Origin of the sequence: Acidovorax sp. ACV02 (assembly GCF_014851475.1) — a bacterium.
In the GTDB taxonomy this organism is placed as follows: Bacteria; Pseudomonadota; Gammaproteobacteria; order Burkholderiales; family Burkholderiaceae_C; genus Acidovorax; species Acidovorax delafieldii.
Genome location: NZ_JACUZU010000001.1, coordinates 530,300 through 542,165 on the forward strand (window position 1 = coordinate 530,300; position 11,866 = coordinate 542,165).

Consider the following 11,866-nt stretch of genomic DNA (forward strand, 5'->3'; position numbering starts at 1 on the left):
GGGGTGAAGTGTGGCCTGGAAAGCGCGGGCTGCTGGCTGCGCCAGCGGCCTGAAATGGTACCTGCTGGACGACCGTCTTCTGTCGCTTGCGGGTATTGGCGCCCAGCACGGTGCTTGCTCAGTTGCCCAAAAAAAAGAAGGCGGCCTGAGCCGCCTTCTTTGCGTGGGCTGCGGCCCTGGGGGCAGCAGCCATTGCAACGCATCAGGCTGCGGGGGGCTGCTCAAACGGAAGCGCCATGGCCGACAGGTCGCGGCGGGTTTCCACCAGCACCAGCGGACCTTCGTCCAGCACCACCGCAGGGGGGCGCTCGCGGGGCACGCGGATGGGCTTGGGCTCGGCAGCGATGGCGGCCTGCACGGCAGCGATCTTGTCCGCGTCAGAGTTCACCCACTGCAGGCCTGATGCGGCAGCCACTTGCTGCAGTTCATCGATGGGCAGCGTGAACGCCTGAACGCGGGGCAGTCCCTTGGCTTGTGCAGCTGTCGCCACGGGGGCCTGGGCGGCTACCGCCGGTGCAGGTGCTGCGACAGGTGCCGGTGCAGCCACCGGGGCGGCTGCAGGGTTTGCAACGGGCGCTGCAACAGCTGCCGCAGGAGCTGCGGCTGGCTCGGTGGTCGAAGCGGCTGGGGCTGCCACAGGAGCTGCGACAGGGGTTGCCGCCGGTGCCACAGGCTCGGCGGCGGGCGCGTTGCTGAAGTAACTGCGGCGCGGCGCCTCGTCCTGTGCCGGTGCGGGCTCGGCCTGGGTGGGGTCAAAGTCCAGCATCGCTGGCGCAGCTGCTTCGGCGTTGCCGTTGTTGTCGCGCGGGCCACGCTCGCCGCGTTCGCGGCGGTCACGGCCATAGCGGTCGCGGGAGCGGCGCTCGCGGCGCTGCTCTTCGGTGGCGCCATTGCCGTTGGCGGGTGCGTCATTGCCGCTCAGGTCCAGGTCCGGCAGCGATGCCAGTGGAGCGGTGTCCGCAAAGTCACCAGCGACGGCTGTGGCGCCTGCCTCCTGGGCCTCGACCGCGCGGGGAGCGCGTTCACCGCGTTCGCCACGGTTGCCACCGCGATCACCACGTTCGCGGCGCGGACCGCGCTCGCCACGGGGTTGCTGCGCCGGCTGGCCTTCTGCGCCACCGGTGTTGCCTGCGTTGGGGCCTTCCACCGGAGTGGTTGCAGCGTTGGTGTTGTCACCATTCACGCCAGCGTTCAGGTTGCGCGGCTCGCTGTCGCGGCGGCCACGGCCCCCTTCACGGCCTTCGCCACGTCCGTTGCGGCCCCCTTCACGGCCTTCGCCTTCGGGACGGCGCTCTGCGTCGCGGGGTGGACGGCTGTCTGCATCGCGGGGAGCGCGGCCTTCGGCCGAGCGTTCGCCACGGCGGCCACGGCCTTCGCCAGAGCTGCCTTCGCGGTTGCCATCACGTGGTGCGCCTTCGCGCTGACCGTCCCGGTTGCCATCGCGGCCGCCACGGCGACCACGGCTTTCACCGTTGCGGCCTTCGCGGCGCGGTTCGCCACGGCTCGTGGTTTCGGCAGCGGCAGGTGCGGCTGCGGGCGATGCCGTTGCGACCGGGGTGGGGGCTGCCGGTGCGCTGCCAAAGCCAAACAGGCTCTTGAGCCAGGCGAAGAAGCCTTGCTCTTGCGGTGCGGCAGGGGCGGGCGCTGGAGCGGCTACTGGTGCAGGTGCAGGGGTGGCAGCGGCTGCAGGGCGTTGGCCACCACGGGGTGGGCGTGCGGCGCCTTCGGGGCGGGGCTCCGCCACGGGGGCGGGTGCGTCAGGCAGCACGCCCTTGATCACCGGGGTCTGCTTGTTGGTGGGCTCTTGCGAGCGGCGCGTCACGGCGGTGGGGTCTTCCACTTCTTCGGCGAGCTTGTAGCTGGCTTCGATGTGGTCCAGGCGCGGGTCGTCGTGCTTGAGGCGTTCCAGGCGGTAGTTGGGGGTTTCCAGCGTCTTGTTGGGCACCATCAGCACGGCCACGCGCTGCTTGAGTTCGATCTTGGCGATCTCGGTGCGCTTTTCGTTCAGCAGGAAAGAGGCCACTTCCACCGGCACCTGGCAGTGCACAGCGGCCGTGTTGTCCTTCATCGACTCTTCCTGAATGATCCGCAGGATCTGCAGGGCCGACGATTCGGTGTCGCGGATGTGGCCCGAGCCGCCACAGCGTGGGCAGGGGATGGACGAGCCCTCGCTCAAGGCGGGCTTGAGGCGCTGGCGGCTCATTTCCATGAGGCCGAACTTGCTGATGGTGCCGAACTGCACGCGGGCGCGGTCCTGGCGCAGCGCGTCGCGCAGGCGGTTTTCCACTTCGCGGCGATTCTTCGACTCTTCCATGTCGATGAAGTCGATGACGATCAGGCCGCCCAGGTCGCGCAGGCGCATCTGGCGGGCCACTTCGTCGGCGGCTTCCAGGTTGGTGCGGGTGGCGGTTTCCTCGATGTCGCCGCCCTTGATGGCGCGGGCCGAGTTCACGTCCACGCTGACCAGCGCTTCGGTGTGGTCGATCACGATGGCGCCACCCGAGGGCAGTTGCACGGTGCGGGCGTAGGCCGATTCGATCTGGTGCTCGATCTGGAAGCGGCTGAACAGGGCGGCGTCGTCGCGGTAGCGCTTCACGCGGGCGGCATGCTCGGGCATGACGTGCGCCATGAACTGCTGTGCCTGTTCGTAGATGTCGTCGGTATCGATGAGGATGTCACCGATGTCGTTGTTGAAGTAGTCGCGGATCGCGCGGATCACCAGGCTCGATTCCTGATAGATCAGGAAGGCGCCCTTGCCGCCCTTGGCGGCGCCGTCGATAGCGTTCCACAGCTTGAGCAGGTAATTCAGGTCCCACTGCAGCTCGGGCGCGGTGCGGCCAATGCCAGCGGTGCGCGCGATGATGGACATGCCGTTCGGGTATTCCAGCTGGTCCATCGCCTCCTTGAGCTCGGCGCGGTCCTCGCCCTCGATGCGGCGTGAAACGCCTCCGCCACGGGGGTTGTTGGGCATCAGCACCACATAGCGGCCGGCCAGCGAGACGAAGGTGGTCAGGGCCGCGCCCTTGTTGCCGCGTTCTTCTTTTTCGACCTGGACCAGCAGTTCCTGGCCTTCCTTGATCACTTCATTGATGCGCGCCTGGCTGGGCGAGACACCGGGGGTGAAGTAGCTGCGCGAGATTTCCTTGAACGGCAGGAAACCGTGGCGGTCTTCGCCGTAGTCCACAAAACAGGCTTCCAGCGAAGGCTCGACGCGAGTGACGACGGCCTTATAGATGTTGCCCTTGCGCTGTTCGCGCCCTTCGATTTCGATTTCGTAGTCGAGGAGCTTTTGTCCGTCGACGATGGCCAGGCGCCGTTCTTCGGGCTGCGTGGCGTTGATGAGCATCCGCTTCATGATGCGATTCCTTCAGTGTTTCGCGGACAGCAGCGGTGCAGCCCACCTGACCCACAGGAAGGGCTGCGCGGGCTGCCGCCCACAGTTTCCAAACCAATACAACAAGCTCTACAGGAGCTGTGAATGCCTGGACTGACGCATCGAAACGAAGGGAATTGCCGGGAATGCCAATGATCTGCCGCGCTCTAGCGCAGCATCGTGAGGCAGGGGCGCGTGGATGGGGGCGAGTGGTAGGAGCGCAGTTTTGCTAGCAAAAGAGTAGCTGATTGCGCTTGCTGGCTGGGCGTTGGGGCTGAATTGGAGCGTGCAGCCGGGGGCATCAGCCACCGCCACAAGGTCACCATCCAGCTCATCAACAACCACATGCTCGCTTTGATCCGCTGACAGGCTGCGCCCGGGTAGGGAACATCTGCCAGCTTGGGGGATTCCGTATCAGTGTTTCAATCTGTCAGCCCGCCGCACGGCGTGCTGGCCACCACAGGCATCTGGCCTGCAATCTGCGCGCACGACGCCCGGTGGCATCGACCTGCCTGCGTGAGGGGCAAGGGCTGTGTGGACTAAACTCCAGACAAATCAACCACTTACATAACAACGCGCAGGTGAAACACATTATAGGGGCCAAACCGCCCACAGCCCCTGCGGGGCTTCCCGCAGCCCGCCTGGTGGAAGTGGATGCTGACTCCGCTGGCCAGCGGCTCGATAACTTTTTGATACGCCACTTGAAAGGCGTGCCAAAAACGCATGTCTACCGCATCATCCGCAGCGGTGAGGTCCGCATCAACAAAGGCCGCGTGAGCGCCGACACCCGCGTGCAAGCAGGGGACGTGGTGCGCCTGCCGCCCGTGCGCATCTCCGACAAGGTGGCCGAGAAGGCCGAGCGTCCGGCGCCTGCGCGCGAATTTCCCATCCTGCTCGAAGACGAGCACCTGATTGCCCTGGACAAGCCCGCGGGCGTGGCGGTGCACGGCGGCAGCGGCGTGAGTTTTGGCGTGATCGAGCAATTGCGCCAGGCGCGGCCGGCGTCCAAGTTCCTGGAACTGGTGCACCGTCTGGACCGCGAGACCTCGGGCATCCTGCTGGTGGCCAAGAAGCGGTCAGCGCTCACTCACCTGCAAGACCAGTTCCGTGAGCGCGAGACAGGCAAGACCTATCTGGCACTCGTCACGGGCACCTGGCCTGCCAACAAAAAGGTCATCGACCTGCCACTGCACAAGTACCTGCAGGCCGACGGCGAGCGCCGCGTGCGTGTGACCACGGCCGATGACCCGGATGGCATGCGCTCCATCACGTTGGTCAAGGTGCGCAGCACTGTGCCCGCGCGCGCCGCTCAAGGCCTGCCGGCGATGTCCCTGCTGGAGGTGACCATCAAGACCGGCCGCACCCATCAGATCCGCGTACACCTGGCCAGCCAGGGCCACGCCATCGTGGGTGATGACAAATACGGTGACTTTGACCTCAACAAGCGCCTGCAGAAGCTCTCGATGAAGCGCATGTTCCTGCACGCATGGCGGTTACAGTTCAACCACCCCGCCTCGGGCGAGCGCGTGCAACTGATTGCCGAGCTACCCCCTGAGCTGGCCGATTTTGTGTCCCCTGCCTGACGATCCTGCGCGAAGAACCCCCTCCATGTCTGCCACAAACTTCCGTCCGCGCCGCTTCGACCTCATTGCCTTTGACTGGGATGGAACCCTGTTCGACTCCACCGCCATCATCGTGCGCTGCATCCAGGCAGCGGTGCGCGACGTGGGCGGCACGGTACCCACAGACAAGGAGGCTGCCTATGTGATTGGCATGGGCCTGATGCAGGCGCTGGCCCATGCCGCCCCCGATGTGCCACCCGAAAAGTACACCGAGCTGGGCAACCGCTACCGCTTCCACTACATCCAGCACCAGGACGACCTGAGCCTGTTCGACGGCGTGTTGCCGCTGCTGAACGATCTGCGTGAACGTGGGCACCTGCTGGCCGTGGCCACGGGCAAAAGCCGGCGCGGGCTGGACGAGGCGCTGCATTCGGTGGATTTGCGCGGTGTGTTCGACGGCTCCCGCACCGCCGACCAGACCGCTGGCAAGCCGCACCCCCTGATGCTGCAGGAGCTGATGGCCGAATTTGACGTGGCGCCTGAGCGCCTGCTGATGATTGGCGACACCACCCATGACCTGCAGATGGCGGTCAACGCGGGCTGCGCGAGCGTAGGGGTGAGCTATGGCGCACACGAGCCCGACGCTTTTCATGCCCTCCAGCCGCTGGCGGTTGTGCATTCGGTGCGCGAGCTGCACGACTGGCTGCTGCACAACGTTTGACGCGGGTATCGGAGCGGGACGAGCCCATGACCATACCCTCCACTGATCAGCCTATCGCGCTGTGCAACAGTGGCGACCTTGTCGATGGAGGCTTGGCCGTGCCGTTTGATGTGCAGTACGCAGGCCAGACGTGCAGGGCCTTTGCGATTCGCTACCGAGACCTGCCGCACGCTTACCTCAACCGCTGCACCCATGTGGCGATGGAGATGGACTACCAGCCCAACCGCTTTTTTGATGACACAGGCAACTGGCTGTTGTGTGCCACCCACGGGGCGGCCTACTTGCCCCATACCGGCCAGTGCGCGGGAGGTCCCTGCCGCGGTGGGCTGGTCAAAATTGCCCTGTCGGAGAGCGATGGTGTGGTGCGCTGGCATACTGCCTACAACCTGCAGCCTGTAGAGTTCTAGAAAATCCAGATGAATTACCCTGATGTGCTGCCGCCCGACGCGGGCCACCGCAACGCGCGGGCCGCAGCGGTGCAGTGCCCAGGACGCATGACATGACAGACCCCCATCAGCCCGCCTCGTCGGGCTTTGACCCCAAAAGCAATTCCGCCCCCGATCTGTGGGCGCAAGCAGCTACTAATTCAGGAGCCCCTGTGAGCGACTCATCGCGTGAACCCGGGTGGGAACGCGCCACGCTGGAAAAGCTGGCCTTTGCCGCCCTCAACGAACAACGCAGCGCCCGCCGCTGGAAGATTTTTTTCCGCCTGACATGGCTGGTGTTGTTTGCTGCTGTTGCGTTCGTGGCCCTGCGTCAGGCGTCGCCCAGCACCAGCAAAAGCACGCCGCACACTGCCGTGGTGGACATCAAGGGCGAGATCGCGAGTGGCGCCGAGGCCAGTGCCGAGTTTGTTGTGGCCGCCATGCGCAGCGCGCTGGAGGATGAGGGCTCGCAAGCGCTGGTGCTGCTCATCAACTCGCCCGGTGGCAGTCCTGTGCAGGCCGGCATCATCAACGATGAGATAGTGCGCCTGAAAGCCAAGCACAACAAGCCGATCTACGCCGTGGTCGAAGAAACCTGCGCCTCGGCTGCTTACTACATTGCAGCCGCCGCCGACGATATCTACGTGGACAAGGCCAGCATCGTGGGCAGCATTGGTGTGCTGATGGACGGTTTTGGGTTCACCGGCGTGATGGAGAAGGTGGGCGTGGAGCGCCGCTTGCTCACTGCAGGCGAGAACAAGGGTTTTCTGGACCCCTTCAGCCCGCAGACCGAGAAGCAGCGCGCCTACGCGCAGACCATGCTCGACCAGATCCACCAACAGTTCATTGCCGTGGTGAAAGCAGGGCGCGGTGACCGTCTCAAGACCACGCCCGATACCTTCAGCGGCTTGTTCTGGACGGGCCAGCAGGCCGTGGAAATGGGCCTGGCGGACAAGCTGGGCAACCTGGACTATGTCGCGCGCGAAGTGGTCAAGGCCGAAGACATCATCGACTACACCCGCCGCGACAACGTGGCCGAGCGCCTGGCCAAGCGGTTTGGCGCGGCGGTGGGCATGGGCGCCGTCAAGTCACTGGCCATATCGGGGCCACAGTTGCGCTGATATTCGCCTCGGAGTCGGCAGGGGGCGTGATCATCCGCGCAAGCCCTTGCATTGACGGCAGATGTCTATTCGAAGCCCCGGCAGAGGGATCTGCCGGGGCTTTTTGTTGGGCCCTGTTTCGCTGTGCCGCAGTGCCGGTGTGGGGCCGTTGTGCAGCGGTCTGAGGGGTTTTTGGGGTGTTTTGGGGCGGTTGCGATAGTGAAATATGCCTGGAATGCTCCTGAATACGTAGCATTCCAAGCGCCTCGCCCGTAGCGTGTTACCCCGTCGCTGTCTCAACGCCCCAGCGCAAACACCACGGGGGTGCGGTTGTCCGGCGGTGCGGGCTGCTGCTTCCACTGGCGTACCAGCTGGCTTTGCACCCGCGCGTCGGGCAGGGTCAGGCCGCTGGCCAGCGCCAGCCGGGTGTGCGGCTGCAGGGTCTGAACCAGTGCCTGCCACAGGGCCGGGTTGCGGTACGGGGTCTCGATGAACAGCTGGGTCTGGCCCGTGCGCAGCGCGATGCCTTCCAGCTCCTTGATGCGCTGTGTGCGCTCTTGTCCGTCTTGTGGCAGGTAGCCGACGAAGGCGAAGTTTTGTCCATTGAGGCCACTGGCAGCCAGGGCCAGCAGCAGCGACACCGGCCCTACCAACGGCACTACGCGCAGGCCCAGGTCGTGCGCGGCCCGCACCACCGACGAGCCAGGGTCGGCCACTGCGGGCATGCCCGCTTCGCTGACCAGGCCGATGTCGTGCCCGTTCAGGGCCGCAGCCAGCAACGGGCGGGCATCGAACGGCGCTGAGCCTTTGTCGCCGTGGTCGCCTTTTTTGTGCACTTCACGCGGCAACTCGGTGATCTGCTGTTGCTGTAGAGAGAGGGCCAGGGGGTGCAGCACGTCAATGCGCTTGAGGTAAGCGCGCGTGCTCTTGGCGTTTTCGCACACCCAGTGGGTCAGGCGGGCGGCTGTCTGCAGGGTCGCTGAGGGCAGGGCATCCTGCAGTGGGGCCTGGGTGTCGCAGCCAAAGTCGAGCGGGGCGGGCACCAGGTACAGCGTGCCGGTTTTTACGTTCATGGCAGCACCAGCCCTGCTGCGCGCAGCATGCGGCATGTGCGGATCAGCGGCAGACCGATGAGTGCCGTGGGGTCGTCGCTGTGGATGGCGTCCAGCAGGGCAATGCCAAGGCCTTCGCTCTTGGCGCTGCCCGCGCAGTCGTAGGGCTGTTCGGCGCGCAGGTAGCGCTCGATTTCTTCATCCGACAGGTCGCGGAACTTCACCTCTACGGGGGCGAGGTCCACCTGTTCAAAGCCGGTGGCCGCGCACACCACCGCCAGGGCGGTTTGGAACACCACCGTCTGGCCGCGCATCTGGCGCAACTGCAGCACCGCGCGATCGTGCTGGCCCGGTTTGCCCAGCGGCTCTCCGGCCAGGTCTGCCACCTGGTCGGATCCGATCACCACGGCTTCGGGGTGCTGCCGCGCCACAGCTTGCGCTTTGGCCAGAGCCAGGCGCAAGGCCAGGGCGCGGGGCGCCTCGCCGGGCAGGGGAGTCTCATCGACATGGGGAGCGGTCACTTCGAAAGGCAGGTTCAGCCGTTCCAGCAATTCGCGCCGGTAGCGCGAGGTCGAGCCCAATACCAGAGGGCGTTGCGGGGAGGGGGATTGATGCATGCGCCGATTCTCTTACACTGCCGCCATGACCAAGGAATTCTCCGCACAGCGCCTCGACGTGAAAGCCTTCGCACAGGCGGGCGGTCGGCTGGCGGGACACGACTCGCTGCTGAAGTACGAACGCCTGGCGCAAGAGGCCAAAGGCCTGCACCCCGACCTGTTGGTGGACTGGGAGGCGACGGGCGAAGTGCGCACTGCCCTGGGAGGCATGGGGCAGGTCTGGCTGCACATCAAGGTGCGCGCCAGCTTCCCCATGGAGTGCCAGCGCTGCCTGACGCCGGTCGATGTGCCCCTGGAGGTGGATCGTGAGTTCCGCTTTGTGGCAGACGAAGCCACGGCCGAGGCCCTGGACGATGAGAGCGAAGAAGACCTGCTGGCCCTGAGCCGCGAGTTTGATCTGCACGAACTCATCGAAGACGAACTGTTGATGGCTTTGCCCGTGGTACCCAAACACGACGAGTGCCCGACCTCTGTGCCGCTGGCGTCTTCGGACGACGATTTTGAAGAAGCCAACGCCGAAAAGCCCAACCCGTTTGCCGCGCTGGCAGCCTTGCGCAAAGACGCCAAGGACTGATTCATCGACCCAAAAATCATTTGGGTTATAATCGTGGGCTTCACGCGAACCCCATCGTGTCTTTTTGGGCTGATCGCGTTTTTACCAACCTATTCCAGATCAGGAGCCATCATGGCCGTTCAGCAAAACAAAAAGTCCCCTTCCAAGCGCGGCATGCACCGCTCGCACAATGCCCTGAACGTGCCAGGCATTGCCGTGGAACCCACCACTGGTGAAACGCACCTGCGTCACCACATCAGCCCCAACGGTTTCTACCGTGGCCGTCAGGTGCTGAAGAACAAGTCTGAAGCCTGACCTTCACCCCATCCAAAGGCCCGTTGCTACAAACCCTGTAGCGCGGGCCTTTGTTTTGACCGTCGTATTCATCTCTCGGCCCTTTGGGCCGGCCGGACAAGTCGCCCATGATCACACTGGCTGTTGACTGCATGGGGGGCGACCATGGCCCCCGCGTCACGCTCGCGGCGTGCCGCCAGTTTCTCGACCACCACCCGGATGCCCGCCTGCTGCTCGTTGGCCTGGCGGACAGCCTGCAATCGTTCTCCCACGACCGAGCCACCATCGTTCCCGCTACCGAAGTGGTCGCTATGGATGACCCGGTGGAAGTGGCCTTGCGCAAGAAGAAAGATTCTTCGATGCGTGTGGCCATCCAGCAAGTCAAGGATGGCACGGCTTCGGCGGCCGTGTCTGCGGGCAATACCGGTGCCTTGATGGCCATCGCCCGCTATCTGCTCAAGACTTTGGACGGTATCGACCGTCCTGCCATCGCTACCCAGCTGCCCAACGCCACCGGTGGTGCCACCACGGTGCTGGACCTGGGGGCCAACGTCGATTGCTCGGCCGAGCACCTACTGCAGTTCGCCGTGATGGGCTCTGCCCTGGTATCCGTCCTTCAGGAGGGTGGCGAGCCCACGGTGGGTTTGCTGAACATTGGAGAAGAGGTCATCAAAGGTAGTGAGGTGATCAAAAAGGCGGGTGAATTGCTGCGATCTGCAGCTAATTCCGGCGATTTGAACTTCTATGGCAATGTGGAGGGCAACGATATCTTCAAGGGTACGGTGGATATCGTGGTCTGTGATGGTTTTGTGGGTAATGTGGCGCTCAAGGCCAGCGAAGGTGTGGCCTCGATGATCATCGGAGCACTTAAAACCGAATTTTCGCGCCACATTTTTACCAAAATGGCTGCTATCGTCGCCTATCCGATCTTAAAAGCGTTGATGAAGCGCATGGACTACCGCCGTTACAACGGCGCGGCGCTGCTCGGCCTGCGCGGGCTGGTGTTCAAGAGCCACGGATCGGCAGACGCCATGGCTTTCGAGCAGGCGTTGAACCGGGCGTATGATGCAGCCCGCAACAACCTGCTCGACCGTGTCCGGACCCGGATTGCGCACGCGGCGCCCCTGTTGGCGCCTGCAGATGCCCAGCCCCAGCCTGGCGTTGCGGCGACCGCACAATAATGAGACGTTATTCCCGCATTACCGGCACCGGCAGCTACCTGCCTCCCCGCCGGTTGACCAACGCTGATCTGGTTGCCGAACTGGGCCAGCGCGGTATCGAAACCTCCGATGAATGGATTGTGGAGCGCACCGGCATCCGGGCGCGCCACTTTGCTGCGCCGGATGTGACCGCCAGCGACTTGGGGTTGGAGGCTGCGCGCAATGCCCTGCAGGCCGCCGGGCTGCAGCCCACCGATATCGATCTGATCATCGTGGCAACGTCCACGCCGGACATGGTGTTCCCGTCCGTTGCTTGTATCTTGCAGAACAAGCTGGGTGCCAATGGATGCCCTGCGTTTGATGTGCAAGCTGTGTGCAGCGGTTTTGTCTATGCCCTGTCGGTGGCGGACGCCATGATCCAGACAGGTGCTGCCAATCGCGCGCTGGTGATTGGTGCAGAGGTTTTCAGCCGCATCCTGGACTTCAACGACCGCACCACCTGTGTGTTGTTCGGTGATGGTGCGGGCGCTGTGGTGCTGGAGGCCTCTGACACGCCTGGCATTCTGTCGAGCGACCTGCACGCCGACGGCAAGCATGTCGATATTTTGTGTGTGCCCGGCAATGTGTCCGGCGGCAAGGTGCTTGGGGACCCGGTCCTAAAAATGGACGGGCAGGCGGTCTTCAAGCTGGCAGTGGGTGTGCTGGAAAAGGCGGCCCACGCGGCCCTGGCCAAGGCCGGGCTGACCGAGGCCGATATCGACTGGCTGATCCCGCACCAGGCCAACATCCGCATCATGCAGAGCACCGCCCGCAAACTGAAGATGTCCATGGACAAGGTGGTGGTCACGGTGGACCAACACGGCAACACCTCGGCAGCCTCCATTCCGCTGGCTTTGGACCATGGGGTGCGGACCGGTCAGGTCAAGAAAGGCGAAACCCTGCTGCTCGAAGGCGTGGGTGGTGGTTTTACCTGGGGTGCTGTGCTCCTGAAGTTGTAGCTGCTGGCGCA

Annotated in this window: 11 protein-coding genes; 8 read left to right on the forward strand and 3 right to left on the reverse strand. The window is 64.4% G+C overall.

Features of this window, described 5'->3' with window-relative positions; all coding sequences use genetic code 11:
* Positions 1 to 202: 202 nt before the first annotated feature.
* Positions 203 to 3,355, reverse strand: coding sequence for an Rne/Rng family ribonuclease (locus IB236_RS02450; RefSeq protein WP_192418636.1), 3,153 nt, complete (start codon positions 3,353 to 3,355; stop codon positions 203 to 205).
* A gap of 599 nt (positions 3,356 to 3,954) precedes the next feature.
* Here IB236_RS02450 and IB236_RS02455 point away from each other — a divergent pair.
* The 4 genes from IB236_RS02455 to IB236_RS02470 all read left to right on the forward strand — a co-directional run bounded on the left by IB236_RS02455 (position 3,955) and on the right by IB236_RS02470 (position 7,202).
* Entirely contained in the window at positions 3,955 to 4,956 is a 1,002-nt protein-coding gene (locus IB236_RS02455) for an RluA family pseudouridine synthase (RefSeq protein WP_056747571.1), read from the forward strand.
* 25 nt (positions 4,957 to 4,981) lie between these two features.
* The gene (locus tag IB236_RS02460) at positions 4,982 to 5,656 is read left to right on the forward strand and encodes an HAD family hydrolase (protein ID WP_192418638.1); all 675 of its coding nucleotides are present in this window, start codon (positions 4,982 to 4,984) and stop codon (positions 5,654 to 5,656) included.
* A 26-nt stretch (positions 5,657 to 5,682) separates the two neighbouring features.
* Positions 5,683 to 6,063: a Rieske 2Fe-2S domain-containing protein gene (locus IB236_RS02465; protein ID WP_192418639.1), complete on the forward strand. Its 381-nt coding sequence runs from the start codon at positions 5,683 to 5,685 to the stop codon at positions 6,061 to 6,063.
* 92 nt (positions 6,064 to 6,155) lie between these two features.
* Positions 6,156 to 7,202 carry a S49 family peptidase gene (locus IB236_RS02470; RefSeq protein ID WP_192418641.1) on the forward strand — a complete coding sequence of 349 codons (1,047 nt, stop codon included), beginning with the start codon at positions 6,156 to 6,158 and terminating at the stop codon, positions 7,200 to 7,202.
* A gap of 275 nt (positions 7,203 to 7,477) precedes the next feature.
* Here the strand turns inward: IB236_RS02470 and IB236_RS02475 are convergent, their stop codons facing one another.
* Together IB236_RS02475 and IB236_RS02480 are read right to left on the reverse strand one after the other, a co-directional pair.
* Entirely contained in the window at positions 7,478 to 8,254 is a 777-nt protein-coding gene (locus IB236_RS02475) for an SAM-dependent methyltransferase (protein ID WP_192418643.1), read from the reverse strand.
* The gene (locus tag IB236_RS02480) at positions 8,251 to 8,850 is read right to left on the reverse strand and encodes a Maf family nucleotide pyrophosphatase (protein ID WP_192418645.1); all 600 of its coding nucleotides are present in this window, start codon (positions 8,848 to 8,850) and stop codon (positions 8,251 to 8,253) included. Before IB236_RS02480 ends, IB236_RS02475 begins: the two co-directional genes overlap by 4 nt.
* A 25-nt stretch (positions 8,851 to 8,875) precedes the next feature.
* Between IB236_RS02480 and IB236_RS02485 the strand changes: the two genes are divergently transcribed.
* The 4 genes from IB236_RS02485 to IB236_RS02500 all read left to right on the forward strand — a co-directional run bounded on the left by IB236_RS02485 (position 8,876) and on the right by IB236_RS02500 (position 11,855).
* Positions 8,876 to 9,424 (forward strand): DUF177 domain-containing protein, encoded by a 549-nt coding sequence (locus tag IB236_RS02485; RefSeq protein ID WP_056061340.1) that lies wholly within the window; start codon positions 8,876 to 8,878, stop codon positions 9,422 to 9,424.
* A 111-nt stretch (positions 9,425 to 9,535) separates the two neighbouring features.
* Positions 9,536 to 9,718, forward strand: coding sequence for a 50S ribosomal protein L32 (rpmF, locus tag IB236_RS02490; RefSeq protein WP_005794249.1), 183 nt, complete (start codon positions 9,536 to 9,538; stop codon positions 9,716 to 9,718).
* A gap of 107 nt (positions 9,719 to 9,825) precedes the next feature.
* The gene (gene plsX / locus IB236_RS02495; protein ID WP_099729686.1) at positions 9,826 to 10,878 is read left to right on the forward strand and encodes a phosphate acyltransferase PlsX; all 1,053 of its coding nucleotides are present in this window, start codon (positions 9,826 to 9,828) and stop codon (positions 10,876 to 10,878) included.
* Positions 10,878 to 11,855, forward strand: a complete 978-nt coding sequence (locus IB236_RS02500) for a beta-ketoacyl-ACP synthase III (protein WP_099729687.1) — start codon at positions 10,878 to 10,880, stop codon at positions 11,853 to 11,855. Before plsX ends, IB236_RS02500 begins: the two co-directional genes overlap by 1 nt.
* Positions 11,856 to 11,866: the final 11 nt, after the last annotated feature.

Excerpts from the sequence above, each read along its gene's own strand:
- IB236_RS02460 (WP_192418638.1), top strand. The coding sequence starts at position 4,982 with ATGTCTGCCACAAACTTCCGTCCGCGCCGCTTCGACCTCATTGCCTTT.
- IB236_RS02500 (WP_099729687.1), top strand. The coding sequence starts at position 10,878 with ATGAGACGTTATTCCCGCATTACCGGCACCGGCAGCTACCTGCCTCCC.
- plsX (WP_099729686.1), top strand. The coding sequence starts at position 9,826 with ATGATCACACTGGCTGTTGACTGCATGGGGGGCGACCATGGCCCCCGC.
- IB236_RS02450 (WP_192418636.1), bottom strand. The coding sequence starts at position 3,355 with ATGAAGCGGATGCTCATCAACGCCACGCAGCCCGAAGAACGGCGCCTG.
- IB236_RS02470 (WP_192418641.1), top strand. The coding sequence starts at position 6,156 with ATGACAGACCCCCATCAGCCCGCCTCGTCGGGCTTTGACCCCAAAAGC.
- IB236_RS02480 (WP_192418645.1), bottom strand. The coding sequence starts at position 8,850 with ATGCATCAATCCCCCTCCCCGCAACGCCCTCTGGTATTGGGCTCGACC.
- IB236_RS02475 (WP_192418643.1), bottom strand. The coding sequence starts at position 8,254 with ATGAACGTAAAAACCGGCACGCTGTACCTGGTGCCCGCCCCGCTCGAC.
- IB236_RS02485 (WP_056061340.1), top strand. The coding sequence starts at position 8,876 with ATGACCAAGGAATTCTCCGCACAGCGCCTCGACGTGAAAGCCTTCGCA.
- rpmF (WP_005794249.1), top strand. The coding sequence starts at position 9,536 with ATGGCCGTTCAGCAAAACAAAAAGTCCCCTTCCAAGCGCGGCATGCAC.
- IB236_RS02465 (WP_192418639.1), top strand. The coding sequence starts at position 5,683 with ATGACCATACCCTCCACTGATCAGCCTATCGCGCTGTGCAACAGTGGC.